26 protein-coding genes are annotated in these 24,741 nt (G+C 73.4%); 14 read left to right on the forward strand and 12 right to left on the reverse strand.

The features are described from left to right. Window positions 1-205: 205 nt before the first annotated feature. The 4 genes from BMY88_RS21815 to BMY88_RS21830 are packed head-to-tail and all read right to left on the reverse strand — an operon-like array spanning window position 206 to window position 2,659. On the reverse strand, window positions 206-991 hold the full coding sequence (locus BMY88_RS21815; protein ID WP_091948981.1) for a hypothetical protein: 786 nt from the start codon (window positions 989-991) through the stop codon (window positions 206-208). After that, window positions 988-1,926, reverse strand: coding sequence for an ABC transporter ATP-binding protein (locus BMY88_RS21820; RefSeq protein ID WP_091948984.1), 939 nt, complete (start codon window positions 1,924-1,926; stop codon window positions 988-990). The genes BMY88_RS21815 and BMY88_RS21820 overlap by 4 nt, the downstream gene beginning before the upstream one ends. Next, window positions 1,923-2,174 carry a helix-turn-helix domain-containing protein gene (locus BMY88_RS21825; protein WP_091948986.1) on the reverse strand — a complete coding sequence of 84 codons (252 nt, stop codon included), beginning with the start codon at window positions 2,172-2,174 and terminating at the stop codon, window positions 1,923-1,925. Before BMY88_RS21825 ends, BMY88_RS21820 begins: the two co-directional genes overlap by 4 nt. Beyond that, window positions 2,174-2,659 (reverse strand): DUF2975 domain-containing protein, encoded by a 486-nt coding sequence (locus BMY88_RS21830; RefSeq protein WP_244524850.1) that lies wholly within the window; start codon window positions 2,657-2,659, stop codon window positions 2,174-2,176. The genes BMY88_RS21825 and BMY88_RS21830 overlap by 1 nt, the downstream gene beginning before the upstream one ends. Before the next feature lie 144 nt (window positions 2,660-2,803). Between BMY88_RS21830 and BMY88_RS21835 the strand changes: the two genes are divergently transcribed. From BMY88_RS21835 to BMY88_RS21850, 4 genes are all read left to right on the forward strand, one after another. Next, window positions 2,804-3,253 carry a helix-turn-helix transcriptional regulator gene (locus tag BMY88_RS21835; RefSeq protein ID WP_091948992.1) on the forward strand — a complete coding sequence of 150 codons (450 nt, stop codon included), beginning with the start codon at window positions 2,804-2,806 and terminating at the stop codon, window positions 3,251-3,253. A gap of 5 nt (window positions 3,254-3,258) precedes the next feature. Continuing rightward, window positions 3,259-3,681 (forward strand): VOC family protein, encoded by a 423-nt coding sequence (locus BMY88_RS21840; protein WP_091949075.1) that lies wholly within the window; start codon window positions 3,259-3,261, stop codon window positions 3,679-3,681. Then, entirely contained in the window at window positions 3,678-6,107 is a 2,430-nt protein-coding gene (locus BMY88_RS21845) for an ATP-binding cassette domain-containing protein (protein WP_091948995.1), read from the forward strand. The genes BMY88_RS21840 and BMY88_RS21845 overlap by 4 nt, the downstream gene beginning before the upstream one ends. Before the next feature lie 99 nt (window positions 6,108-6,206). Next, entirely contained in the window at window positions 6,207-6,518 is a 312-nt protein-coding gene (locus BMY88_RS21850) for a hypothetical protein (protein WP_091948997.1), read from the forward strand. Window positions 6,519-6,522: 4 nt separating this feature from the next. On the opposite strand, the gene BMY88_RS21855 is transcribed toward BMY88_RS21850, so the two are convergent. Together BMY88_RS21855 and BMY88_RS21860 are read right to left on the reverse strand one after the other, a co-directional pair. Next, window positions 6,523-7,587: an NADH:flavin oxidoreductase gene (locus BMY88_RS21855; RefSeq protein ID WP_091949000.1), complete on the reverse strand. Its 1,065-nt coding sequence runs from the start codon at window positions 7,585-7,587 to the stop codon at window positions 6,523-6,525. Window positions 7,588-7,628: 41 nt separating this feature from the next. Next, on the reverse strand, window positions 7,629-7,829 hold the full coding sequence (locus tag BMY88_RS21860; protein ID WP_091949003.1) for a hypothetical protein: 201 nt from the start codon (window positions 7,827-7,829) through the stop codon (window positions 7,629-7,631). A gap of 299 nt (window positions 7,830-8,128) precedes the next feature. Between BMY88_RS21860 and BMY88_RS21865 the strand changes: the two genes are divergently transcribed. Next, window positions 8,129-9,430 carry an amidohydrolase family protein gene (locus BMY88_RS21865; protein ID WP_170861238.1) on the forward strand — a complete coding sequence of 434 codons (1,302 nt, stop codon included), beginning with the start codon at window positions 8,129-8,131 and terminating at the stop codon, window positions 9,428-9,430. Between the two features lie 68 nt (window positions 9,431-9,498). Here BMY88_RS21865 and BMY88_RS21870 read toward each other — a convergent pair whose 3' ends face one another. The 3 genes from BMY88_RS21870 to BMY88_RS21880 all read right to left on the reverse strand — a co-directional run bounded on the left by BMY88_RS21870 (window position 9,499) and on the right by BMY88_RS21880 (window position 13,415). Beyond that, a complete protein-coding gene (locus BMY88_RS21870; RefSeq protein WP_091949008.1) occupies window positions 9,499-10,266 on the reverse strand; it encodes an SDR family NAD(P)-dependent oxidoreductase in 768 nt (255 codons plus the stop codon). Between the two features lie 72 nt (window positions 10,267-10,338). Beyond that, complete coding sequence (locus tag BMY88_RS21875) at window positions 10,339-12,585, reverse strand: CoA transferase (RefSeq protein ID WP_091949011.1); 2,247 nt, start codon at window positions 12,583-12,585, stop codon at window positions 10,339-10,341. A 74-nt stretch (window positions 12,586-12,659) separates the two neighbouring features. Continuing rightward, a complete protein-coding gene (locus BMY88_RS21880) occupies window positions 12,660-13,415 on the reverse strand; it encodes an enoyl-CoA hydratase/isomerase family protein (protein ID WP_091949013.1) in 756 nt (251 codons plus the stop codon). A 57-nt stretch (window positions 13,416-13,472) separates the two neighbouring features. Between BMY88_RS21880 and BMY88_RS24205 the strand changes: the two genes are divergently transcribed. The 7 genes from BMY88_RS24205 to BMY88_RS21910 all read left to right on the forward strand — a co-directional run bounded on the left by BMY88_RS24205 (window position 13,473) and on the right by BMY88_RS21910 (window position 19,458). Continuing rightward, window positions 13,473-13,922 (forward strand): Zn-ribbon domain-containing OB-fold protein, encoded by a 450-nt coding sequence (locus BMY88_RS24205; protein ID WP_211435776.1) that lies wholly within the window; start codon window positions 13,473-13,475, stop codon window positions 13,920-13,922. Beyond that, window positions 13,919-15,103 (forward strand): thiolase family protein, encoded by a 1,185-nt coding sequence (locus tag BMY88_RS21885; RefSeq protein WP_211435777.1) that lies wholly within the window; start codon window positions 13,919-13,921, stop codon window positions 15,101-15,103. Before BMY88_RS24205 ends, BMY88_RS21885 begins: the two co-directional genes overlap by 4 nt. Before the next feature lie 106 nt (window positions 15,104-15,209). Further along, a complete protein-coding gene (locus tag BMY88_RS21890; protein ID WP_091949015.1) occupies window positions 15,210-16,130 on the forward strand; it encodes an SDR family NAD(P)-dependent oxidoreductase in 921 nt (306 codons plus the stop codon). A gap of 1 nt (window position 16,131) precedes the next feature. Then, on the forward strand, window positions 16,132-16,998 hold the full coding sequence (locus BMY88_RS21895) for a MaoC/PaaZ C-terminal domain-containing protein (protein WP_091949017.1): 867 nt from the start codon (window positions 16,132-16,134) through the stop codon (window positions 16,996-16,998). A gap of 52 nt (window positions 16,999-17,050) precedes the next feature. Beyond that, on the forward strand, window positions 17,051-17,440 hold the full coding sequence (locus tag BMY88_RS21900) for a Zn-ribbon domain-containing OB-fold protein (RefSeq protein WP_091949020.1): 390 nt from the start codon (window positions 17,051-17,053) through the stop codon (window positions 17,438-17,440). Between the two features lie 91 nt (window positions 17,441-17,531). Continuing rightward, window positions 17,532-18,731, forward strand: coding sequence for a thiolase family protein (locus BMY88_RS21905; protein ID WP_091949023.1), 1,200 nt, complete (start codon window positions 17,532-17,534; stop codon window positions 18,729-18,731). A gap of 61 nt (window positions 18,732-18,792) precedes the next feature. Beyond that, window positions 18,793-19,458 carry a TetR/AcrR family transcriptional regulator gene (locus BMY88_RS21910; protein WP_091949027.1) on the forward strand — a complete coding sequence of 222 codons (666 nt, stop codon included), beginning with the start codon at window positions 18,793-18,795 and terminating at the stop codon, window positions 19,456-19,458. A gap of 7 nt (window positions 19,459-19,465) precedes the next feature. Here BMY88_RS21910 and BMY88_RS21915 read toward each other — a convergent pair whose 3' ends face one another. Then, window positions 19,466-20,836, reverse strand: coding sequence for a GntP family permease (locus BMY88_RS21915; protein WP_091949031.1), 1,371 nt, complete (start codon window positions 20,834-20,836; stop codon window positions 19,466-19,468). 211 nt (window positions 20,837-21,047) lie between these two features. Here BMY88_RS21915 and BMY88_RS21920 point away from each other — a divergent pair, with 211 nt between their 5' ends. Next, window positions 21,048-22,352: a hypothetical protein gene (locus tag BMY88_RS21920; protein ID WP_091949033.1), complete on the forward strand. Its 1,305-nt coding sequence runs from the start codon at window positions 21,048-21,050 to the stop codon at window positions 22,350-22,352. 153 nt (window positions 22,353-22,505) lie between these two features. Here the strand turns inward: BMY88_RS21920 and BMY88_RS21925 are convergent, their stop codons facing one another. Both BMY88_RS21925 and BMY88_RS21930 read right to left on the reverse strand, forming a co-directional pair. Beyond that, on the reverse strand, window positions 22,506-23,726 hold the full coding sequence (locus BMY88_RS21925) for an SGNH/GDSL hydrolase family protein (RefSeq protein WP_091949035.1): 1,221 nt from the start codon (window positions 23,724-23,726) through the stop codon (window positions 22,506-22,508). 123 nt (window positions 23,727-23,849) lie between these two features. After that, the gene (locus BMY88_RS21930) at window positions 23,850-24,236 is read right to left on the reverse strand and encodes a VOC family protein (protein ID WP_091949038.1); all 387 of its coding nucleotides are present in this window, start codon (window positions 24,234-24,236) and stop codon (window positions 23,850-23,852) included. 244 nt (window positions 24,237-24,480) lie between these two features. Between BMY88_RS21930 and BMY88_RS21935 the strand changes: the two genes are divergently transcribed. Beyond that, window positions 24,481-24,741 (forward strand): helix-turn-helix domain-containing protein (locus BMY88_RS21935; protein ID WP_139220554.1); only part of this gene is annotated, 261 nt, incomplete at its 3' end.

Here is a 24,741-nt window from a genome sequence, read left to right on the forward strand (position 1 = left end):
CGCCGTCACCCATTCGTTGTGCAGGCCGCCGGCGCGGTCGACGACCCGCCCCAGCCGCCGCCGTCTTGTCGACATCCGCACTGGTCACGAGCGTGGCGGGGCCCCGGAGGGCCGCGGTCACGCCGGCCGGCGGCCGCGCCGCGGCATGTCGCGGCCCCGGGCGGCGTCGGTGGCGGCGGGTAGGCGATCCGCGGGGCGTCGGACGTCAGCGGTCCGCGTCGCCGCGCAGGAGCCGCAGCCCGCCGAGGACCAGGGCGCCGGCGGCCCAGCCGAGCACGACCGGCACCGCCTCCGCCGTCGACAGCTGCGCGGGCTCGCCGGTCAGCAGGAACACGGCGGAGGAGCCGGGCAGCCACTCGGCCAGCGCCCTGGCCCACGCGAAGCCGGCGTTGCCCAGGAACAGCGGCAGGACGAACTCCAGCAGGACGACGGCGACGAGCGCACCCGCGGTCGAGCGCAGCAGCAGGGCCAGCCCGAGCGCGAGGCCGGCCCCGGCGCCGACGACGAGGGCGACCGTGGCCAGCAGCGTGCCGCCCTCCCCCGCCGGCAGCCCCAGCGCGGGGCCGTGCACCGCCCCGACCGCGAGCGCGGCCGCTCCCGCCACGAGCACGCCGAGGCCCGCGGTGGTGCCGACCACGACGAGCACGCGGGCACCGAGGAGGACGGGACGGCGCGGCGTCCACTGCAGGGTGGGCACGATCCCGCCCGTGGTGTGGTCGGCGGTCCCGGCGGTGAGCGCGAGGGCCAGGAGGGCGAACTGCGCGGGGACGACGGCGAAGGCGATCACCCCCCAGGCCGTGAGCTCCTCCGCCGGGTCGGCGGCCGCCTCGGACCCGGCCGCGACGCCGATGCCGGTGCAGACGACCGCAGCGGCGGCCAGGAACCACCACGTCGCGGCGACGGTCCACAGCCGCGTCCACTCGGCGGCGCACGTGCGGGCGAGCACCCGTCCGCCGGAGACCGGGCGGGCGTCGATCGGCAGGGCCGTCACCGCGCCGGCTCCGCCGTCCGGACCGGCGCGGGCGCGGTGGTGACGAACTCGGTGGCGACCCCGGTCAGCTCCAGGTAGGCCTGCTCCAGGGACGGGCGGACGTCGGACAGGTGCCACAGGGGGACGTCGGCGGCGTGGGCCAGCGCACCCACCTCCTCGGCCGTGGCGCCCTCGACCAGCAGGTCGCCGTCGCCACCCGGCGCCACCGTGAGGCCCGGCCGCCGCAGCGCGGCCGCGAGGTCGTCGGCCCGCGCGCCGCGGACCCGTACCTGCGGGCGCCCCAGGCCGCCGAGGATCTCCTCGGTCGTAGCGTCGGCGATGAGGCGGCCCCGGCCGATGACGACCAGTCGGTCGGCGATCTGCTGGACCTCGCCGAGCAGGTGGCTGGAGACCAGCACCGTCCGCCCCTCGTCGGCCAGGCGGCGGAGCAGGCCGCGGATCCACCGGACGCCGTCCAGGTCCAGGCCGTTGACCGGCTCGTCGAACAGCAGGACCCGGGGGTCACCGAGCAGCGCCGCCGCGATGCCCAGCCGCTGGCGCATCCCCAGGGAGTAGCCCTTCACGCGGCGCCGGGCGGCACCGCCGAGGCCGACCTCGTCGAGGACCTCCTCGACCCGGCGGAGAGGGATGCCGGAGGTGCGGGCCGCCACCAGCAGGTGGCTGCGGCCGGTGCGGCCCGGATGCAGCGCCCCCGGGTCGAGGAGGGCGCCCACCCGGCGCAGCGGCTCGGCGAGCGTCGCGAACGGCCGGCCGTCGACCAGCGCCTCGCCCGCGGTCGGCCGGTCCAGCCCCAGCACCATCCGCATCGTCGTGGACTTGCCGGCGCCGTTGGGCCCGAGGAACCCGGTCACCGCGCCCGGCTCGACGTCGAAGCTCAGGTCGTCGACCGCCAGCACCGTGCCGTACCGCTTCGTGAGCCCGCGGATCCGGATCACCGGTGCGCCTCGTGCGCGGCGGCGGGAACGCCGTCGGCGCCGGCGTCGGGCACCCACTCGAGCAGGTCCCCGGGCTGGCACTCCAGCACCCGGCACATCGCCTCCAGCGTGCTGAAGCGGACGGCCTTGGCCCTGCCGTTCTTCAGCACCGCCACGTTGGCCGGGGTGAGCCCGACGCGTTCGGCGAACTCGCCGACGCTCATCTTGCGCCGGGCCAGCTCGACGTCGATGCGGACGACGATGGCCATCAGATGACCGCTTCCATGTCGGTGCGCAGCGTGGTCGCCTGCCGCAGCAGCGCCCGCATGATGACCATGAGCAGGCCGACGACGGCGCCGATGAGCAGCAGGACCAGCAGCAGCGCCGGCAGCGCCGGGTCGTCGCTGACCTCGTCGACGATGAAGTAGTACGAGCAGACGAAGGTGCCGGCCAGCATCAGCCAGCCCGCGCCGATCGCCCACACGATCGCGTCGACCCACGGCAGCGCGTCGGCGCTGAAGATCCGGTCGTCGGTCACGAGGGTCAGCAGCTTCCACGTGCACACGACGACGGCCTGCACGCAGACGAGCCCCAGCACCGAGATCGTCAGCATCGCCGCCCGCATGAACCGCCGCTCGAGGGTCGGGTCCGCCAGGTCGGGCACCATCTCGGGCAGCGCCCAGATCTGCGCGGCCAGCAGCGCCAGGAGCACCAGCACGAGCAGGATCCGGAGCGGCAGGACCACTCGATTCATCCGCGACATGCATCGAGCTTCGGGTTCTTCCTATCGAATGTCAATCGATACGAACCGCGTGTCGGCAGATCGGGCGACCTCGGCGCCGGCGCGGGGCGGCGCGGGTGCTCGTCGTCCGTCGAGGGACGCGGCAGGATGCCGCAGGTGACCAGCAGATCCGCCGAGGAGGAGCGCCTGCGCGACCTCGTGCGGCTGCGGCGCGTGCGCGACCGGATCGACCGGGAGTACGCCCAGCCGCTGGACGTCGAGGCGCTGGCCCGCGGCGTGCACATGTCCGCCGGCCACCTCAGCCGCCAGTTCCGCGCGGCCTACGGCGAGTCGCCGTACTCCTACCTCATGACGCGGCGCATCGAGCGCGCGATGGCGCTGCTGCGCCGGGGCGACCTGACCGTCACCGAGGTCTGCTTCGCGGTCGGCTGCTCGTCCCTCGGCACCTTCAGCACGCGCTTCACCGAGCTCGTCGGCATGCCGCCCAGCGCCTACCGGCGGCAGGCGGCCGCTGGCGCGCCGGGGCTGCCGCCGTGCGTGGCCAAGCAGGTCACCCGACCGGTCAGGAATCGAGAAGCCCGCGCCCCCGAGCCCTCCCTAGCGTGATCGCCATGGACACCACCACGGACGTCACCATCCACCAGACCTTCCTCCCCACCGACGACCCGGAGGCCTCGCTGGCCTTCTACCGGGACACCGTCGGCTTCGAGGTCCGCCTCGACGTGGGCGCGGGCCCGATGCGCTGGATCACCGTCGGGCCCGCCGGCGGGAGCGGCCCCTCCGTCGTCCTGCAGCCGCCGGCCGCCGACCCCGGCGTCACCGACGAGGAGCGCCGGACCATCGCCGAGATGATGGCCAAGGGCACCTACGCCGGCGTCATCCTGGCGACCTCGGACCTCGACGCGACCTTCGAGCGGATGCAGGCTCGCGGCGCCGAGGTCGTGCAGGAGCCGGTCGACCAGCCCTACGGCGTCCGCGACTGCGCCTTCCGCGATCCCGCGGGGAACATGGTCCGCATCCAGGAGGTCCGGTGAGCAGCTCCCTGACGACCGACGCCCATCCCGCCGCCGGCGAGCACCCCGCCGACGACCACGACCTGATCCGCGTGGTCGGTGCGCGGGTGAACAACCTCCGCGACATCAGCCTCGAGGTGCCCAAGCGCCGACTGACCGTCTTCACCGGCGTCTCCGGATCGGGCAAGAGCTCGCTGGTGTTCGGCACGATCGCGGCGGAGTCGCAGCGGCTGATCAACGAGACCTACAGCGCGTTCGTCCAGGGCTTCATGCCGACCCTCGCGCGGCCCGACGTCGACGTCCTCGACGGCCTGACGACGGCGATCATCGTCGACCAGGAGCGGCTGGGCGCGAACCCCCGGTCGACCGTCGGCACCGCCACCGACGCCCACGCGATGCTGCGGATCCTGTTCAGCCGGCTCGGCACGCCGCACATCGGCCCACCCACGGCCTTCTCCTTCAACGTCCCGACCCGCAAGGCCAGCGGGGTGATGAGCACGGAGAAGGCCGGCGGCCGGGTCGAGAAGAACGTGGTGCGCGAGGTCGTCTACCTGGGCGGCATGTGCCCCCGCTGCGAGGGGATGGGCTCGGTCTCCGACTTCGACCTCGCGGCGCTCTACGACGAGAGCAAGTCGCTGGCGGAGGGGGCGCTCACGGTCCCCGGGTTCAGCATGGACGGCTGGTACGGCCGGATCTTCAGCGGTTTCGGCTTCGACATGGACAAGCCGATCGCGAAGTTCACGAAGAAGGAGCTGCACGACCTTCTCTACAAGGAGCCGACGAAGATCAAGGTCGAGGGCATCAACCTCACCTACGAGGGCGTCATCCCCAAGATCCAGAAGTCGATGCTCTCCAAGGACGTCGACGCGATGCAGCCGCACATCCGTGCCTTCGTGGAGCGCGTGATCACGTTCCAGCGCTGCCCGGAGTGCGAGGGCACGCGGCTCACCCCCGAGGCCCGGTCCTCGCGGATCGCGGGAAAGAACATCGCCGACCTCTGCGCGATGCAGATCAGCGACCTCGCCGACTGGGTCCGCGAGCTGCGCGAGCCCTCGGTGGCGCCGCTGCTGGCCGGGCTGCAGCACCTGCTCGACTCGTTCTCCGAGATCGGGCTGGGCTACCTCTCCCTCGACCGGCCCGCCGGCACCCTGTCCGGCGGCGAGGCGCAGCGCACCAAGATGATCCGGCACCTCGGCTCGTCCCTCACCGACGTCACCTACGTCTTCGACGAGCCCACGATCGGCCTGCACCCGCACGACATCCAGCGGATGAACGGCCTCCTCCTGCAGTTGCGGGACAAGGGCAACACGGTCCTCGTCGTCGAGCACAAGCCGGAGACCATCGCGATCGCCGACCACGTGGTCGACCTCGGCCCCGGCGCCGGCTCGGGAGGGGGCGTCGTCTGCTTCGAGGGTTCCGTGGACGGGCTGCGGGCCAGCGACACGACCACCGGCCGCCACCTCGACGACCGGGCGCGGCCGAAGGACTCGGTGCGGACGTCGACCGGTGCGCTGGAGGTCCGCGGGGCGTCGACGAACAACCTGCGCGACGTCGACGTCGACGTCCCGCTGGGGGTGCTGTGCGTCCTCACGGGCGTGGCGGGATCCGGGAAGAGCTCGCTCGTCGGCGACGCTCGCGGAGGCGAGAGAAGGACGAGTACCGGCTCGATCGTGGGCCGCGACGGCGTGGTCGTGGTCGACCAGGCCGCGATCCGCGGGTCCCGGCGGAGCAACCCGGCGACCTACACCGGGCTGCTGGAGCCCATCCGCAAGGCGTTCGCGAAGGCCAACGGCGTGAAGCCGGCCCTGTTCAGCTCCAACTCCGAGGGCGCCTGCTCCACCTGCAACGGCGCCGGCGTGATCTACACCGAGCTGGGGGTCATGGCGACCGTCGAGTCCCCGTGCGAGGAGTGCGAGGGCCGGCGGTTCCAGGCCGCGGTGCTGGAGTACACGCTGGGCGGCCGGAACATCGCCGAGGTACTGGCGATGTCGGTCGCGCAGGCGCGCGACTTCTTCGCGTCCGGCGAGGCGAGGACGCCGGCGGCGCACACGATCCTCGACCGGTTGGCCGACGTCGGGCTCGGCTACCTCACCCTCGGGCAGCCGCTCACCACGCTCTCCGGTGGCGAGCGGCAGCGCCTGAAGCTGGCGACGCAGATGGCCGACAAGGGCGACGTGTACGTCCTCGACGAGCCCACCACCGGCCTGCACCTGGCCGACGTCGAGAACCTGCTGGGCCTGCTCGACCGGCTGGTGGACTCCGGGAAGTCGGTGATCGTGATCGAGCACCACCAGGCGGTCATGGCGCACGCCGACTGGATCATCGACCTCGGTCCCGGCGCCGGGCACGACGGCGGCCGGATCGTCTTCGAGGGCACCCCCGCCGACCTCGTCGCCGCCCGCTCGACGCTGACCGGGCAGCACCTGGCCGACTACGTCGGCGCCTGACCCCGCCCGGACCGGCGTGCCGGGATCCACGTCATCCCGGGGCGCGCGGTGCGTCTCCTCCGGTGAGAGGCCGATCCCGACACCGAGGAGCACCCGCCAGTGACCGTCGACAGAGGCATCCCGAGTCCCCGCCACGACCCCGCGCACGACCCCGCGGCGTACCCGGTGGCCGCCTGGTCGGCGCAGACCTCCATGGAGGAGCGCCGGGAACTGCTCGAGCAGCTCCAGGTGGTCGACGTCCACCTCCAGACGGCGGCGTCGCTGGACAGCCGGGCCGACGCCTGCGGCAACGCCGTCCTGGCCCGCCTGCTGCACGACCGTGCCCGGCAGCACCGGCATTCCGCGGCGCGGCTGCGGGCGGCGCTCGCGGACCGGGGGCCGGCGTCGTGCCGGCCGCTGCGGCGCCGGTAGCGCGCTACGGGGCGAGGAACCCGCGGAAGGTCCGGAGGTAGTCGACGAAGGCCGGCGAGACGTCCTGCCCGGCGACGTGCGCGACGTCCACCGGCATCGGCACCGGCTCCCAGTCGGCGTCGCGGGCGAGTTGCGCGTACTCCCCGTGCAGGATCGCGGCGCGGCCGACGAACGCGAAGTCCGCGCCGCGCTCGAGGACCGCCGCGGCGTCGGCCGGCGTCCGCACCTTCCCCGCGGCGCCGAGCCGGGTCCCACCCCGGGGCAGCTCGGCGAACAACTCCAGCAGCGGCTGATCCTGGGCGTCGTCGTCGACCGAGTACTTGGTGACGTCCCACAGCGACAGGTCCAGGTAGTCCAGCTCGCCGCGGCCGAACAGCTCGGCAGCGAGCTCGCGCATCTCGAGGGTGCGCAGGCCGAACCGCTCCACCGACAGCCGCAGGCCGAGCTGGAAGTCCGGCCCGCACGCCGCCCGGATGCCCGCCAGCACCTCGAGCAGCAGGCGGGCGCGGTTCTCCGGGGAACCGCCGTAGGCGTCGGTGCGCTGGTTGGTCTCCGCGGAGAGGAACTGGGTGAGCACGTAGCCGTGCGCGCCGTGCACCTCCACGCCGTCGAAGCCCGCCCGCTCGGCCCGCACCGCCGCGGCGACGAAGTCCTCGCGCAGCCGGTGGACCTCGTCGAGCTCCAGCGCGCGGGCGCCCTCCACCTCGGAGGCGGAGACGCGGTCGGCGACGAGCTCGCGGTCGGCCCGCGCGCCGGCGTGGTGCAACTGGACGACGCCGAGCGTGCCGGTCGCGCGCAGGTCCGCGGCGAGGGAGGTCAGCCCGTCGAGGAAGTCGTCGGAGTGGATCGCCAGCTGCCCGCCGAAGCCCTGGCCGCTGGGCTGCACGTGCGAGGCGCAGGTCATCGTGAGCCCGAAACCGCCCCGGGCGCGGCGCACCAGCCAGGCGCGCTCGGCCTCGGACAGCCGGCCGTCGTCGTGGCTCTGCCGGTTGGTCAGCGGCGCCAGCGCCAGCCGGTTGGGCATGGGGCGGCCGCGCGGGAACGTCAGCGGGGCGAAGAGGTCGGGCACCGCCGCAAGGTAACCCGGGGGCGGGCGGGGACCGAGCCCGGCTACAGGCGCTGCTGCTTGCGGGCCACGACGACGAGGACGCCCAGGACGACGACCAGCGGCACCCAGCTCGGCAGGCCGAACCCGCCCAGGAGGACGGAGGCGACGAAGAGCACGAGCTGGAAGCCCAGCCAGATGCCCAGGGCGACGACGACCCAGAAGAGCACGGGCCGCTCCATCTGCAGACGGCGCAGGTAGTCCATGACAGCCCCTCGGTCGATCGGTGTCACCAGGCGAACGCCGCCGGGCGGCCCGGCGTTCCGCGCCCCTGCCCGCACCCCTCCGACGAGGGAGGCATTGCCTGCGGGAATGCCAGATGCCTACTCTGGGATCGCGTAATTGTGTTACAGCCCACTCGGCGATGGCAGCATGGGGCCCCGACCACCCCAGCGGCGAGCCCCGCGCCGCCCGACCGCACCACCCCCGGCCGGGGAACGGGCAGATCCGCCCCCACCACCCGGTGACCACTCGCTCCGGAATCCCGCGCTCGAGGGAGAGCCCCATGAACATGGACGACCTGATCCTGGTGAGCGTCGACGACCACATCGTCGAGCCGCCGTCGATGACCGACTACATCCGCGACCACGTGCCCGCGCGCTTCAAGGACCGCGCTCCCCGGGTCATCCGCCGTCCCGACGGCACCGACGCCTGGCTGATCGAGGGCCAGGAGATCCGCACGTTCGGGCTGAACGCCGTGGCCGGCCGGCCCAAGGAGGACTGGGGGCGCGACCCCGACACCTTCGAGGAGGTGCGGCCGGGCGCCTACGACGTGCACGAGCGGGTCCGCGACATGAACGCCAACGGGATCCTGGCCAGCCTGAACTTCTCCTCGTGGCCCGGGCTGGGTGGCCAGTTCTTCGTCACGAACGACGACAAGGAGTTCTCCGCCGCGATCCTGCGCGCCTACAACGACTGGCACATCGACGAGTGGTGCGGCTCGCACCCCGGCCGGTTCATCCCGCTGGCGCTGTCCGGGTTCGCCGTCGGCCCGGAATTCATGGCCGAGGAGATCCGGCGGGTCGCCGCGAAGGGCTGCCACGCCGTCTCGTTCCACCCCGAGCCGCACCGGTTCAACGGCATGCCCGACATCCACGGCGACGAGTGGGACGAGGCGTACCGCGCGTGCGAGGAGTCCGACACCGCGATGGTGTTCCACTTCGGCTCGGCGCCGAACTTCATGCCGCGCGCGCCGTTCGACGTCCTGATCCACACGATGCCGTTCGCCACCGGCATCTTCGCCAGCGAACTGCTCTGGTCGCCGATCCTGCGCAAGTTCCCGACCCTGCGCTTCTCGCTGGCAGAGGCCGGCATCGGCTGGGTGCCGTACTGGCTGGAGCGGGCGGACATCACCTACCAGAAGCACCACACCTGGACCGGTCAGGACTTCGGGGACAAGCTCCCCAGCCAGGTGTTCCGCGAGCGGGTCCTCACCTGCTTCATCGAGGACACCGTGGGCCTGGAGACCCGGCACCACATCGGGGTGGAGAACATCGCCTGGGAGTGCGACTACCCGCACTCCGACGCGACCTGGCCGCAGTCGCCGGAGATCCTGATGAAGTCCCTCGTCGAGGTGGGGCTGCCCGACGACGAGATCAACAAGATCACGTGGGAGAACGCCTGCGCGTTCTACCGGTTCGACCCGTTCGAGCACCTGCCCAAGGAGCAGGCGACGGTCGGGGCGCTACGGGCCCTGGCCACCGACGTCGACACCACGCCGAAGGCGCTGCACGGCGATCACCCCGAGATCATGGCCCAGATGCGGAAGATGCAGCGCGAGCAGACCGCGACCACGAACGGCCGCTGACCCCCGGACCCGCAGCGGCCCGCGCCCCCGCGAGGGGGTGCGGGCCGGTGCGGTCGGCGTCCGGGCCGTCAGGGGATCCCGCCGTCGACCCGCACGGTGGCCCCGGTGGTGTAGGACGACGCGTCGGACGCCAGGAACAGCGCCGCCCCGACGACCTCCGCCGGGGAACCGGCGCGCTGCAGGGCGTGGTCGGGGAAGATGCCGTCGCCGGTGCCCGTGTGCTCGGCCCACTCGAGATGCGGTCCCGTGGCGAACGGGCCCGCCATCAGCGTGTTCACCCGCACGGTCGGGCCGAGCGCGAGCGCGAAGGAGTCGGTCAGCGAGTTGAGCCCGGCCTTCGCTGCCGCGTAGGGCACGATCGCCGCGTTCGGGCGGATGGACCCGGTCGAGCTCACGTTGATGATCGAGCCCCGGCCGGCGGCGACCATCCGCGAACCGATCAGCGCGGTGAGCCGGAACGGCCCCTTGAGGTTGAGGTTGACCACCGCGTCGAACATCCGCTCGGAGACGTCGTCCAGCGACTCGTAGACCGGTGACATGCCGGCGTTGTTGATCAGGACGTCGACCTTGCCGAAGCGCTCGTAGGCCGCGTCGACCAGCCCGGGCAGCTGGTCCCAGCGCCCCACGTGCACGGCGTAGGGCAGGGCGGCCCGGCCCGTGCTGCGCTCGATCTCCTCGGCCACCTCCAGGCAGCTCTCCAGGGTGCGGCTGGCCACGACCACGTCGGCACCGCAGCGGGCCAGCGCCAGCGACATCTCGCGCCCCAGCCCCTTGCTGCCCCCGGTGACCACGGCGACCCGGCCGGTGAGGTCGAAGACCGTGTCGGCGTACCCCACCTCAGCGCCCCCCGTCGGACGGGGCGGCGGGCCCCGTTCCGTGCCGCCGACGTGCGTCGGCCGATCCTGCGGTCATGACGACTCCTCCTGCTCGAACACGGTCTCGTTGTCCGCGCCGGGCGCGGCGTACCGGCCCGCCCGCGGGGCGGGGGCGGCGGGCCACCGCGAGTGCGCGTCGACCACCCGGGCGACCCCGTGCGGGGGCAGGTCGACGAGGTGGCTGACGCCGTTGTCGACCCAGAACGGGTCGCGCAGCGGCAGCCGGTGCGGCACCACCCGGCAGGCCGGGACCCCCTGGCCGCCGAGCAGCGCGGTCGCGGACGCCACGGTGTGGCCCCGCAGCACGGTCGCCGCGCCGGCCGGGGAGTCGACGTCCAGCGCCTCGGCCATCCGGGCGGTGCCGGCGCCCTCCGGCGCCGCCACCGCGACCCACCCGTCGGCGCACGCGTAGTAGCGGTGCCCCTCGTCGGGACCGCGGAACAGCCGGCCCCCGCGGAGCGGGGGAGGCGAGCCGACCCAGGTGGTGAACTCGGCCGACTGGACGAAGGTCGCGGAGGCGGCCAGCGAGACCCACACCCGCTGGCCCCGGCCACCGATCCGGCGGGAGTAGAGCGCGGCGAGGCTGCCCAGTGCGCCCAGGGCACCGGTGGTGACGTCGTTGAGCGGGGCGCTGCAGACGACCGGCCCGCCGTCGCCGCCCTGGGCGTCGGCCATGCCGCTGAGCGCCTGCACGATCGGGTCGAACCCGGGGAGGTCGGCGAAGGCCTCGGCGTGGCCGAAGGCGGACACGTTGCAGTGCACCAGCCGCGGGAAGCGGGCCGCGTCGCCCTCCCCCAGGTCGAGCGCGGCCACCGCCCTCGGGCGCAGGTTCTCGACGAGGACGTCGGCCCGGGCCAGGAGGGTGTGCAGCGCGCGCACGCCGTCGGGGGCCTTCAGGTCGAGGACCACGGCACGCTTGCGCTGGTTCACCGCGAGGAAGGAGAGCTGGTAGGCGCGGTAGGTGTCGCCGCCCGGGGGCTCGATCCGCACGACGTCCGCGCCGAAGTCGGCCAGCAGGGTGGACACCATCGGTGCCGCCACGAACGACGCGGCGTCGACGACGGTGACGCCCTCCAGAGGCAGGCGGAGGCCGGCGGGGGCGCCGGCCGGGGCGCTGGCCGGGGTGTCGGCCGTGGTGTCGGGATCCGCCGGCGGCCACGGGCCGCGCGGGTCCGTCGGGACCGGCCGGGCCACCCCGCGCACCGCGGCCGGCGTGCCGGAGAACGTCACCGGGACGTCCGGCACGGTGACGGCGCCCAGCACGGGGTGCGGCAGGACGCGCAGGCCGCCGTTCTCCCGGACGATCGGACCCGCCGCCCACTCGGCCCGGGTCCCCACGGTGGTGCACGGCACCCGGGCCTCGGCGAACCGGGCGAGCCAGTATCCGCTGGGCTGCGAGGCGAACACCGGCTCCAGCTCGGCGGTCACCCTCCGGCACCCGCGGCCGACGTCCGCGACGGCCTGGAAGTCGCCGGCGACCTCGGGCAGCGCCATCACGTCGAGCCGGCCCAGCGCCTCGAGCGCCCGGAAGAACAGCTCGGGGGTCAGGGCCGCCAGGAAGACACCCAGCCCGTCGGCGCACCGGTAGATCCGCCAGTTCGGGATACCCGTCGACGAGCGGCTGGCCGTGAAGGGCAGGTCGCCGTTCAGCTCCGTGTACGTCGTGCCCACCAGGACGGCCGCGGCGTGCAGGCCCGTGACCACGCACGGCTGGGCGACGCCGTCGCGTTCCCGGCCGAGCAGCGCCGCCACCGCCGCTGCGGCACCGATCGCTCCGTGCAGGTGGGTGAGCCCGGCGACGACCGGGGCGACCGGGCTGTCGTCGTCGGCCGGGTAGAGCTGGGCCAGCCCGCCGAGGGCGGCAAGCAGCAGCGGATCCTCCGGCAGGTCGCACCACTCGCCGCGCTCCCCGTAGGGCGGCAGCCAGACGTGCGCGAGCTCCGGATGCCCCGCGCGCAGGGTGTCGGCGTCCCACCCCCGGGCCGGCAGCGACGAGGGCGTCTCGTCCACGAGGACCACGTCGGCCTGCCCCGCGGCCCCGGCGACGTCGTGGGCGGCGATCGGCGAGATCCGCTTGCCCCGGTCCCAGCACACCGCCGCCGGGCTCACCGGCTCCGGCGCCGCGTCCGGGTCGAGCCGGCGGACGACGTCCGCCCCCAGGTCGGCGAGCAGCATCCCGGCGATGCGGGCGGGCCGGCCCCGGGAGACCTCGAGGACCCGGACGCCGGACAGCGGCCCGGCCGAGGGCGTGCGCGGGTCGGACGCGGCGTCCCGCGACATGGGGCCACCTCTCCGCTCCGGGGTCACGACCCGGCCGACGTTTCCGCAGGACGTTCTGACTGTCAAGAACGGCGTTACGGCGGAGGGCCCGGAGCATCGGGCGGCGGGGTCGGCGCCATCCCGCCGGGCCGCCCGGACAGGGGGCGCATCGCCGCCATCTCCCGCTCGGCGGCCCGCTGCGCGACATCGGCACGACCGGCCGTGAGGAGGCGCTTGGTCGCGACCACGGCGCCGGGATCGAGCGCAGCGAGCGTAGTGGCGACGGTCGTCGTGCGGTCGACCAGCGAGGCGTCCGGGACGACGCGCCACACCAGGCCCATCTCGCGCGCCTCGTCGGCGTCGAACCACTCGCTGGAGAGCATCGCCCACATCGCCGCGTCCCAGCGCACGCGAGCGGGCAGGAGCGCGCTGCTCCCGGCCTCCGGGACGAGCCCCAGAGCCGTGAAGGGCAGCCGGAACCGGGCCGAGGCGGCGGCGAGGAGGAGGTCGCAGTAGAGCAGCAGGGTGCAGCCGACACCGACGGCAAGCCCGTTCACCGCGCCCAGCAGTGGCTTCTCGAAGCTCCGCAGCGTGGCGAGCAGCGCGTCGAACTCCGCCGCCGCCCCCTCTCGCGCCGCGCCGCCCGCCGGGTCCAGCAGCGACCGGTCCGCTCCGGAGGAGAACGCCCGACCGGCGCCGGTCAGCACGACCACCCGGACGCCGACGTCGGCCCGCGCCCGCTCGAGGGCCAGGCGGAGATCGCGGTAGTCCGCGGCGGTGAAGGAGTTCAGCCGCTCCGGCCGCTCGAGTCGCAGCGAGGACACGTGACCGTCGATGTGCTCGCTCAGCATCGGGCCGCTCCAGGTCGAAGGGTGTCGCGGATCACCCTGCCATGCAATTCTCGCGGCATGGAACGCACGTCAGAACGTTCTTCTACCGAGGGCGCGCCGCCCCCGGCCGTCGTCCGCGTCATGCCGACCACCGAGGAGCTCAGCGGCTTCTTCTGGACGTCGGGGCGGGACGGCGTACTGCGGCTCCTCGGCTGCGACGCGTGCGGCTACCTGATCCATCCACCGGTCGGGTACTGCCCCGCCTGCCAGGGCCGGGAGACCTCGCCGACCCCCGTCAGCGGCCGCGGCACGCTCTACTCGTTCACGGTCAACCACCAGCCGTGGGACGGCGTCGGCGACCTGTACGTGATCGGCCTCGTCGAGCTCGAGGAGCAACCCGAGGTGCGGCTGCTGACCAACGTCGTCGGCGTGGACCCCTCCGACGTCCGGGTGGGCATGCCGGTCGAGGTGGTCTTCGAGGACCACGACCCGGTCTTCCTGCCGCTGTTCCGGCCGGTGGCCGCGTGAGCGGCTTCGAGGCCGCGGCCGTCATCTCCGGGATCGGCCAGTCGGCGGTCGGCCGGCGGCTCGGTCGCGACGGGCTGGAGCTCACCATCGACGCCGCGCTGGAGGCGATCGCCGACGCCGGGCTGACCGTCGCCGACATCGACGGCCTGTCCACCTACCCGGGGGGCACGGGTGTCTACCCGGGGTTCTCCGGCCCCGGCACCCCCGCGGTGCAGGACGCGCTCCGGCTGGAGCTGAACTGGCACAGCGGCGGCATGGAGGGCCCGGCGCAGGTCCAGGCGGTGGTCAACGCGGTGATGGCGGTGTCCGCCGGCCTGGCCCGGCACGTCCTCGTCTACCGCACCGTCACCGAGTCGACGGCGCAGGGCACCGGCCGGCGGCCCGGCATCGGCGCGGGGACGCCGATCGCGTCGGGGGCCCAGCAGTGGACGACGCCGTTCCGGCTGCTGTCGGCCGCCAACCACCTGGCGATGTACACGCAGCGGCACATGCACGAGTTCGGCACGACCTCGGAGCAGATGGCCCAGATCGCGCTGAACGCCCGGCGCAACGCCGCGCTCAACCCGAAGGCGGTGTTCACCGCGCCGCTGACCCTCGAGGACTACCTCGACTCGCGGATGATCTCCACGCCTTTCCGGCTCTACGACTGCGACATCCCGGTCGACGGCTCCACGGCCGTGATCGTCTCCGCCGCCGAGCACGCCCGCGACGTCGACCACCCGGTGGCGCGCATCGAGGCGGTCGGCACCGCGCTGCGCGGGCGCCCGTCGTGGGAGATGTGGGACGACCTCACGACGATGCCGGCCCGGTCGGCCGCCGCGCACATGTGGTCGCGGACCGACCTGCGGCCGGCCGACGTCGACGTCGCCCAGCTGTACGACGGGTTCAGCTGGCTGGCCATGTCCTGGCTGGAGGCCCTCGGCTTCTGCGGGCACGGGGAGAGCGGCCCCTTCATCGAGGGCGGCGGCCGCATCGCTCTCGACGGTCCGCTGCCGCTGAACACGGCGGGCGGCCAGCTGTCGGGCGGCCGGCTGCACGGGTACGGGTTCCTGCACGAGGCCGTGCTCCAGCTGCGCGGCGAGGCGGGCGAGCGCCAGGTGCCCGGCCGGCCCGAGGTGGCGGCCGTCGGCAACGGCGGCGGCCCGCTGGCCGGCTGCCTGCTCCTCACCCGGTCCGCGTGACGGACGACGACGCACCGACCCCCGCGGGCCGGCGTCAGTAATGCCGTTCTTGACATCAAGAATGGCATGCGGAAATCTCGGCATGACTGCTCTGAGAGGACTTCCCGTGGAGAAGATCTGCGAGGGCCGCGTGGCCGTCGTCACCGGCGGCGGCCGCGGCCTCGGCCGTTCGCACGCCCTGGAGCTGGCCCGGCACGGCGCCCGCGTCGTGGTCAACGACCTGGGCGGCGGCCCCGACGGCACGGGCAGCGACCCGGCCGTGGCCGAGGCCGTCGCCGAGGAGATCCGCGCGGCCGGCGGCGAGGCCGTCGCCAGTGGGCACGACGTGGCCGACTCCGACGGCGCGCGGGAGGTGGTGCGGCTGGCGATCGACACGTTCGGCGGCCTCGACGTCCTGGTGAACAACGCCGGGATCCTGCGCGACCGCACCCTGGCCGGCATGAGCGACGAGGACTGGGACAGCGTGGTGCGGGTGCACCTGCGGGGCACGTTCGCGCCGTCCCGCGCGGCCGCCGCCTACTGGCGGGACCGGGCCAAGTCCACCGGCGCCGGGGTCGACGGCCGGATCATCTGCACCACCTCGCCGGTGGGGCTCTACGGCAACTTCGGCCAGACCAACTACATCGCCGCCAAGGGCGGGATCGCCTCCTTCACCCTGGGCGCCGCGCAGGAGCTGGCCCGGTACGGCGTCACCGTGAACACGATCGCGCCGACCGCCGCGACCCGGCTGGTCCTGGCGCTGATGACCGACGAGCCGCCCGCGGAGTTCGTCGCGAAGTTCGACCCCGGCTTCGTCTCCCCCGTCGTCGTGTGGCTGGCCAGCCCGCAGAGCGCGGCGGTGACCGGCCGGATCTTCGACGTCCGCGGCAACCGGGTCGCGCTCGTCGAGTCGTGGCGGATCGGTGCCGAGATCCTGCGCGACGAGCCGTGGGATCCCGCCGCGCTCGGCGAGGTCGTGTCCGACCTCGTCGCGAAGGCCGCTCCCACCCCCGACATCAGCGGCTACGTCCAGCCGCAGGAGGGATGAGGTGCCGCTGAACCTGGACGCCGTCGGCCAGGAGTGGGACGCCGGGGTCGGCTCGTGGACCTCGAAGGACGCGCTGGTCTACGCGCTCGGCGTCGGCGCCGGTGCGCTCGACCCGCTCGACGAGCTCGAGTTCACCACCGAGAACAGCCACGACGTGCCGCAGCGGGTGCTCCCGACCTTCGCCGTGGTCGCCGGCGGGCTGAACGGGCAGGGGTCGGGCGCTGCGCCGTCCCTGGGCGACTTCCCGCTGCAGGCGATCCTGCACGCCGAGCAGTCGGTGACCCTGCACGGCACCCTGCCCGTCGAAGGCAGCGTGCGGCTCACCTCGTCGATCAGCGGCATGTACGACAAGGGCCGCGACGCGCTGATCGTCATGGAGACGCGGGCGCGGGACGCGGCGACGGACGCGCCGCTGTACGACACCAGCGCCACGATCTTCGTCCGCGGCGAGGGCGGCTTCGGTGGTGACCGGGGCCCGAGCACGCCCTGGTCGGTGCCCGAGCGGCCGGCGGACTCGGTGGTCGCCTACCCCACGCGCCCGGACCAGGCGCTGCTCTACCGGCTGTCCGGGGATCGCAACCCGCTGCACTCCGACCCGTGGCTGGCCCGCCAGGCGGGGTTGGACCGCCCGATCCTGCACGGCCTGTGCACCTACGGCTTCACCGGGCGCGCCCTCCTGCACGCGGTGTGCGACTCCGACCCGGCGCGCTTCGGCGGCATGTCGGCCCGGTTCTCCGCGCCGGTGCTGCCCGGGCAGGAGCTCACCGTGCACGCGTGGAGGGAGGAGGGTCGGTGCCTGTTCCAGACCCGGGTCGGCGACACCGTCGTCCTCGATCGCGGCGTCCTCGCCCTGGCCGATCCGCGCTAGGGTCCCGCCGCCCCGCACTGCTCACGCCCCTCCACCCGAACGGGAGACCCGGATGAGTCGCATGCCCCTGGTCGACTACCTGGTGCTCGACGACGAGCCGCACCTGGTGGCCGCCGAGTGCACCGCCTGCGGTGCCCGGTACTTCGACCGGCGCAGTGCCTGCGCGCACTGCGGCGGCGTGGAGTTCGGCTCGGCGGACGTGCCGACCGAGGGCGTGCTGACGACGTTCACGATCGTGCAGTTCGCCGCCGCGGGGGTCGAGGTGCCGTTCGTGGCCGGCGTCGTCGACTGCGGCGGCACCAGCGTGCGGGGGAACGTCGTGAACACCCCGCCCGACCCCGAGCACGTCACCCTGGGCATGCGGGTGCGCCTGACCACGGTGCCGGTGGGCACCGACTCCGCCGGGATCGAGGCCGTCGGCTACGGCTTCGAGCCTGTGTAGGACCCCCTCGCCCCCCACCACTCGCACGCTCGCGGCGGGCCCCTGCGAGAGGGCCGCCGAGACGAAGGGCACGATCATCAGGGAGGCCGCCATGGCGGAGAACGTGTGGATCCTCGGCATCGACATGACGAGGTTCGGCCGGCACAAGGACAAGGACACCCTCGACCTGGGCTCGGAGGCGGCCCTGGGCGCACTGCGCGACGCCGGCGTCGGCATCGGCGACATCGGCGTGCTCGCGGCGGGCAACCTCATCGGCGGCAACGGTTTCGGCCAGCTCCTGCAGAAGCAGATCGGGCAGACCGGCATCCCCGTCTACAACGTGGCCAACGCGTGCGCCACCGGCGCCACGGCGCTGCGGGTCGTGGTCATGGCGATCAAGTCCGGCGAGGTCGACACCGGTCTGGCCGTGGGCGTGGAGAAGCTCTCCGGCGCCGGCCTGCTGACCGGCAACGCGCGCAAGGAGGAGGGCGGGCACTGGGTCCGCGACGGCCGCTACGGCGCGGTCGCCCCGCTCGACGGCCGGGTGGGCACCGAGATCATGCCGGGCGTCTTCGCCCAGATCGGCATGGAGTACGGCTACAAGTACGGCGGCGTGGACTTCGAGCTGTTCGCCCGCATCTCGGAGAAGAACCACGCGCACTCGACGCTGAACCCGAAGGCCGCCTACCAGAAGCGGTTCACCCTCGACGAGATCATGAACGACGTCATGATCGCCTACCCCAACACCCGGCCGATGTGCTCGGCCAACTGCGACGGCGCCGCCGCGGCGGTGCTGGTGAGCGAGACCAAGCTGCGCACCCTGAGCCTGGAGCAGCAGCGCCGCGCGGTGAAGATCAGCGCCTCGGTGCTGACCAGCGACCCCTGGACCGAGGGCTGCCAGGTGCTGCCCGACATCAACACCCTGACCCGCCGGGCAGCGACCACCGCGTACGAGCAGGCCGGCATCGGGCCGGCCGACCTGGACCTGGTCGAGCTGCACGACTGCTTCGCCACCGCCGAGCTCGTCCACTACGACAACCTGGGGCTGTGCGAGCCCGGCGGCGCCGCCGACTTCTTCCGCTCCGGGGCGACGTGGCGCGACGGCAGCACCCCCGTGAACGTCTCCGGCGGCCTGCAGTCCAAGGGCCACCCGGTCTCGGCCACCGGCATCGCCAACGTCTGGGAGGTCGCGACCCACCTGCGTGGAGAGGCCGGCCCCCGCCAGATCGAGGGCGCCCGCGTCGGCCTCGCCCACGTGATCGGGCTGGGCTCCGCCTGCGGCGTCCACGTGCTGGAGCGGGCCGCGGCCTAGCGACGAGGGGCGTTCCGCGCGCGGGACCAGGCGGAACCGGCTTCTGTAGGATCGGAAGACGATGACGGACCCGGGTGCAGGACCGGTGGAGCCCGCCGACGACGTGGTGGTCGAGCGGCTGGTGGAGAGGGCGCTGGCCTCGCGCGGCGCCGCGTACCAGGATGAGATCCGCCGCCTGATGGACGCCGGCCTCGCGGTCATGGTCCGGGGAGGCGCCGCCGCGGCTCCCCGCGTCGCCGACATCGTCGCCGAGGCGAAGGTCTCCAACGAGACCTTCTACCGCTACTTCCCCACCAAGGGCGCGCTCATGGCGGCCGTGCTGGACGCCGGGACCGAGCGCCTGCGCAGCTACCTCACCCACCACATGGCGAAGGAACAGACCCCCGAGGGCAGGATCCGGCGCTGGGTCGACGGCATCTTCACCCAGACCCGGGAGGACCTCGGCACGGTCGCCCGCGCGGTGCTGGTGAACGCCTCGATCTCGGGGAGCGGGGCGCCGGCGGGGCGCCACTTCGCGACCACGACCCTGGCCGCCCTCCTGCACGAACCCTTCGCCGCGCTCGGCAACCCCGACCCCGCGATGGCGAGCATGCTCGCCGCGCACGGGACGCTGGGCATCATGGCCGACCACGTGGACGCGGGCACCCGCCCCAGCGACGAGCAGCGCGAGCGGATCACCGGGTTCTGCATCGCGACGGCGAGGGCCTGGGCCACCCCCTCCGACTGAGTCGCTCTCAGACGGCCGTCGCCACGAGGCTCGCCACCAGCACCAGCGGCAGGGAGACGACTGCCCCCAGCGAGGTCGCCATCGTCAGGGTCTTCAGGCTGCCCTTGGTGGACAGGTCGAGCAGCGTGCTGAACATCCAGAAGAAGTTGCTGTTGACGTGCAGCGCGAACATCGCGCCGGACGCGATCGCCAGGGCGATGACGACGGGATCGACCCCGAGCGAGCCCACGATCGGCGAGATGATGCCCGCGGCGGTGATCGCCGCGACGGAGACCGAGCCGATCGCGAAGTGCAGCACCGCGGCGATGAACCACGTGAGCAGGATGCTGAGGATGACCGGCGCGTCCGCGTCGGCGGAGAACAGGTCGACCAGCGTCTCGTCCATGCCGCTCTCGGCGATGACGGCGCCGAGGGACCCGCCGACGCCCGTGACCAGCAGGATCTCGCCGGTCGTGCGGAAGCCGGCGGTGAGGACCTCGCCGGTCGCCTCCGCCCCCATCGACGGGCGGACCGTGCAGAAGGCGATCAGAAGCCCCACGAACAGGGCGATGTTGGCATCACCCAGGAAGACGACGACGGGGTTGGAGACCTCCGCCAGGTCGAGGATCGCCCCGGTGGCGATCAGCACCAGCGGCACCAGGATGGGGAGCAGCCGGACCCACAGGGGCAGGCGGGCGGCGCGCTCGGCGCGGGGCGCGTCGTCCTGGCCGTCGGTGTCGCCTTCGGCCGTCCGCACGAGCGCGTCGTGGTCGAGGTCGGTCTCCTCCTTCCAGAAGCCGCGGCCCAGCAGCAGCCGGAACAGGAAGGTGGTGACCAGGGCCGTCGTCAGGCCGATCGGCAGGCCGTACAGCAGGTAGGTGCCCAGCGGCACGTCCATCAGCCCGGCGATGGCCACCGCGGCGAGCCCCGGGACGACGAAGACGTAGCCGGCGAAGATGCCGATCGCCATCGCCCCGGCGAGCCACGGGAGGCCGTGGCGGCGGTCGACGGCCGGCGCCGACTCCTTGGCCATGGGCGCCGCCAGGACCACCTGCACGTCGACGTAGATGGACGGGAAGATCGTGGAGAGCGCGCCCGCGATCGCGTACGGCAGGCGTCGCCCCAGCCGGCGCGCGAGGATCTCCACCAGGTCGTCGAACGTGCCCATGGAGTGCAGCAGGGCCCCGATCAGCACACCGAACCCGATGAGCAGGCCGACCTCGGCCATGATCTCGCCGAACCCGCCCGTGATCTGGTCCACGGTGCCCTGGGCGCCCAGGCCGGTCGCGAGGCCCAGGTACACGCACGCCAGCAGCAGGGAGATCACCGGGTCGACCTTGACCCTGATGATGAGCACGATCGCGCCCACGATCGCGATGGCGGCGTGCAGGATCTCCATGGGCTTCCGATCTGTGCGGACGGTGTGGCGGCGACCACGCTATGGGATCTTCCGAGGTCCCACCGGGGGGCGCCGGGGCCGCCGGCCGGGTTCGCCCCGTCGCCGCCGACCGGCCCGGGTCGACCGGCATACTCCGGGGAGCGCTCGGGCGGGGCAGACCGTCGACGCCCGGGGGGCGGCGAGCGGACACCGGACGCAGGAGAAGGACGGCGTGACACTGACGAGCAACGGGGCGGCCGCGGGCGGCGAGCGCTGGGCGCCCGGACGGCACTTCGGCCTCCCCGTGCCGGCCGATGCCGGCACCCTGCTGGCGGACGGTCCGGGCTTCCTCACCCGGGCCTTCCGCGCCTCGGGCGCCCTGGCCGCCGACAACGCCGTCCGCGGCATCGTCGGGTGGGAGGAGTTCCACGGGGGCGGCACCGGGAAGAAGCTGCTGCTGACGGTGGCCTACGACAGCCCCGGGCCCGGCCTGCCGGAGGAGCTGTTCGTCAAGTTCTCCCGCAACTTCGACAACGAGCTGTGGGACAGCGGGCGCCACCACCTGGTCTCGGAGGTGGACGTCGCGATCCTGTCCCGGTCGCCGGACTTCCCCGTTCCCGTGCCCGCCGTCCTGTTCGCCGACGTCGACCCGGAGACCTCCACCGGGCTGATCGTCACCGAGCGCATTCCCTACGGCCGCGACGGGGTCGAGCCGCACTACCCCAAGTGCCTGGACTACACGGTGCCGGACCAGGTGGGCCACTACGCGGCCATCCTGCGGGGGCTGGCGCGGCTGTCCGGGGCGCACCGGGCCGGGCGGCTGCCCTCGGACGTCGACAGTCGGTTCCCCTACGACCGCGAGCGGGCGACGGCCCCGAGCGGGCGCCAGGCACCGGAGGCCAAGATCCTGCAGTGGGCCGGCCGGCTCTTCGACTTCGTCGACCGCTATCCGCAGCTCTTCCCGGAGCATGCGCGATCGGCGGCGTTCCGCGAGCAGTTCCTGGCCGACATCCCGGACGTGCTCGCCGCCGGTGACCGGATCACGAAGGTGCTCCACGGCAACCCGGACCTCATCGCCTTCGCGCACTGGAACGCCAACATCGACAACTGCTTCTTCCGGCCGGGACCGGACGGCCGCCTGGAGGCCGGCTTCCTGGACTGGGCCAACGCTGGGCAGCTCAGCGTGGCCCAGTCCGTCAGCGGCGCGATCAGCTGTGCCGAACCGTCGCTCTGGGACGACCACCTCGACGACCTGCTGACCGTGTTCATCGAGGAGTACGCGGCCAGCGGCGGACCGCAGCTGGACCTCGACGAGGTACGGCTGCACGTCCTGCTGATCGCCGCGTCCGGCTTGTCCCACTCGATGGGCGCTCCCATCGCCCTCGCCCGCGAGGTCGGGGACCTCGACGCGCTGGAGGGCCCCCGGGACCGCCGCCTCGTCGAGCACGAGAACGCGCGGATCCAGCTGCACATGACGACGAAGATGCTCAGCCTCTGGCGGTCCCAGCGGCTCGGGGACCTCGTCCGCGCGCTCTGATCGAGGAGCGTCCCGGCGTCGGCCCGGTCGTGCGGGCGGACGACGTCGCACGCGGGCGGAGGTCGTCCTGGGGACGACCGACCGCCATGCGCCGACGGCGAGCTCGCGGGTCCCGCGGGACCGGGAGGTCGGTGATCGAGCACCACCGGACGGTCATGGCTGGGTGCCCGTCCCGATGGGACCGAGCACGTCCAGCCAGGCCATCGCCTTGACGCTGTTCCCCACCGCCGTCAGGTGCTTTCCGTCGGGCACGGCCAGGTCGTAGGGAGTGCCGTCGAAGTCGCCGGCGGTGCCGAGCCAGCCCATCCGGTCGGTGAGGTCGAGCAGGGGGAGATCGCGCAGGTCGGCGATCTCGTACTGCGCGGCCAGGTACGGCGGCCAGCCGCTGTTGCCGGCGGGGGTGTGCGTCGCGACCAGCACGACGTTCGCCCCGCTGGCGAGGCACTTGTCGACGATCGCCAGCAGGTTCGTCTTGTACGTCGCCACCGGGACGGCCTGGTACATGTCGTTCGCGCCCAGCTCCACCAGGAAGGTGTCCACGTCGAAGTAGGAGGCGGCGGACATGACGTTGGCGCTGCCGAAGGACGCCAGGAAGTTCGCGGTCGCCGCACCCGAGATCCCGGCGTTCTCGACGACCACGCCGTCCGCGTGCCGGATGCCCACCCCGTAGACGAAGGAGTTGCCCGCGAGCTTGAGGACGAGGGTGTGCGCGCCGTCGGTGCCCGCGTCCAGCGTCATCGTCTTGTACGTGAGCGCACCGGTGGTGGTGTGGGAGACCGGAGCGCCGCCGTCGATCGCCGTGGTGAACCCGGTGACCGACTCGTTCGAGACGACCAGCTCCAGGTAGCGCCCCACGCCGCTGAACGTCAGGGTGGCCCCGGCCTGGCCCCTCCGCCATGGGACGTTGATGCTCTGGTCGGCCCACGTCCCGGCGTAGGTGACGCGCGGCTCGGGGGCGGCCGAGTACAGGTGGACCAGCTCGCCTGTACGGAACTTCGCCCGGGCGAACTGCTGGCGCAGCAGCGTGACCGGGTCGGAGGTGCCACGAGTCGTCCCGGTGCCCGCGGTGACCGAGTCGCCGAGGAAGCCGATGCGGGCGACTCCGGCGCCGAGGCGGGCCAGCGCCAGCGCGGCGCGGGTCCGACGGGTGTTGGCCCCCTTGAGGTTGTAGACGGACGTGGCCGAATCGAACTGGGGAGGCTGCGGCAGGACCGGCGCCGCGTCGGCGACCGAGCCGCCGACGACGCCGCCGACGGCTGCGATGCCCAGGCCGAGCGTGGCGCCCCGGGCGAAGAACGTCCGCCGCGACTTGCCGGAGCCGCCGCCCTGCTCGTCGCCGGGCCGGGCGGCGGACCGCTCGGAGGTGCAGGTCACGCTGGGGCTCCTTGGCCGGGTCTGCGGATGAGTGGGTGTGCCGACGTCGCGGTCCCGGGCCTCGACCACGGGCTGAGCGGACCCGCTCGGGCACGACGGACCACGAGGCGGGACGCAGTGGAGTCAGAGGGCTGCGGTGCCCTCCAGCGCCGTGTTGTCCGGGTCCCGGAAGTTCACGACGTGTGCGTACTCGGTGGTCCGGATCGGCGTCCACGTCGTGCCCGCAGCTGCCAGCCGCTCGACCAGCTCATCGAGGTCCGCCCGGCCGGCGTAGGTGAAGGACAGATGGTCCAGGCCGCAGCGCGTCTCGTCGAACGCCTCGCCGGCGCTCGCTGCGTGCTGCCGGAGCACCAGCACGGTGCCGTCCTCGAGCGTGCCGTAGGCGAACGTGGTGGTGTCGGTGGAGCCCCGCATCTGCTGCGTCCAACCGAGAACGGTCGAGTACCACTCGCTGCTCGTGTTCAGGTCACTGACCGTCAGGCCGACGTGCGAGATCCCCTGGATGCTCATGCCACCTCCCCGTGGGGCACGCACGCTATCGAAAGGCTTCCGGGAATGGGAACCCCGGCGGCCCGGTTCCCCGAAAACCGCGGGGCGCGGACCCGACGAGGGCGCGAACGGGCAACGTCGCTGGTCAACGCGCCGTATCGGTGGGCCCCGTGGTGTCCTGGCTCAAGACATCCCGGACAGATGTCTCGAGACATACCAGGACTGATGTCCCAGGTCATCCCGGACAGCCGGTCGAGGCTCGGCCATGTCCAAAGCCCGACTGGTCATCACCGCGATCGAGGTCGAGGGCCGGACGCCGGCTGAGGTCATCGCCGCCTATGGCGTCTCCCGGTCCTGGCTCTACGAGCTGCTCAAGCGCTACCGAGCCGAGGGTGAGGCCGCCTTCGCGCCGCGCTCCCGACGGCCCCACAAGTCACCGCGCGCCACGCCACCGGCGACCATCGAGCTGGTCCTGCAACTACGCAAGCAGCTGCGCGACACCGGACTGGACGCCGGCGCCGACACC

Source organism: Trujillonella endophytica (genome assembly GCF_900110555.1).
GTDB classification, from domain to species: Bacteria; Actinomycetota; Actinomycetes; order Mycobacteriales; family Geodermatophilaceae; genus Trujillonella; species Trujillonella endophytica.

What these genes read in the sequence shown, in the direction of transcription:
- BMY88_RS21825 (WP_091948986.1), bottom strand. Translation starts at nt 2,174, where the DNA reads ATGGCCATCGTCGTCCGCATCGACGTCGAGCTGGCCCGGCGCAAGATG.
- BMY88_RS21830 (WP_244524850.1), bottom strand. Translation starts at nt 2,659, where the DNA reads ATGAATCGAGTGGTCCTGCCGCTCCGGATCCTGCTCGTGCTGGTGCTC.
- BMY88_RS21840 (WP_091949075.1), top strand. Translation starts at nt 3,259, where the DNA reads ATGGACACCACCACGGACGTCACCATCCACCAGACCTTCCTCCCCACC.
- BMY88_RS21860 (WP_091949003.1), bottom strand. Translation starts at nt 7,829, where the DNA reads ATGGACTACCTGCGCCGTCTGCAGATGGAGCGGCCCGTGCTCTTCTGG.
- BMY88_RS21865 (WP_170861238.1), top strand. Translation starts at nt 8,129, where the DNA reads ATGAACATGGACGACCTGATCCTGGTGAGCGTCGACGACCACATCGTC.
- BMY88_RS21875 (WP_091949011.1), bottom strand. Translation starts at nt 12,585, where the DNA reads ATGTCGCGGGACGCCGCGTCCGACCCGCGCACGCCCTCGGCCGGGCCG.
- BMY88_RS21880 (WP_091949013.1), bottom strand. Translation starts at nt 13,415, where the DNA reads ATGCTGAGCGAGCACATCGACGGTCACGTGTCCTCGCTGCGACTCGAG.
- BMY88_RS24205 (WP_211435776.1), top strand. Translation starts at nt 13,473, where the DNA reads ATGGAACGCACGTCAGAACGTTCTTCTACCGAGGGCGCGCCGCCCCCG.
- BMY88_RS21900 (WP_091949020.1), top strand. Translation starts at nt 17,051, where the DNA reads ATGAGTCGCATGCCCCTGGTCGACTACCTGGTGCTCGACGACGAGCCG.
- BMY88_RS21905 (WP_091949023.1), top strand. Translation starts at nt 17,532, where the DNA reads ATGGCGGAGAACGTGTGGATCCTCGGCATCGACATGACGAGGTTCGGC.
- BMY88_RS21910 (WP_091949027.1), top strand. Translation starts at nt 18,793, where the DNA reads ATGACGGACCCGGGTGCAGGACCGGTGGAGCCCGCCGACGACGTGGTG.
- BMY88_RS21915 (WP_091949031.1), bottom strand. Translation starts at nt 20,836, where the DNA reads ATGGAGATCCTGCACGCCGCCATCGCGATCGTGGGCGCGATCGTGCTC.
- BMY88_RS21930 (WP_091949038.1), bottom strand. Translation starts at nt 24,236, where the DNA reads ATGAGCATCCAGGGGATCTCGCACGTCGGCCTGACGGTCAGTGACCTG.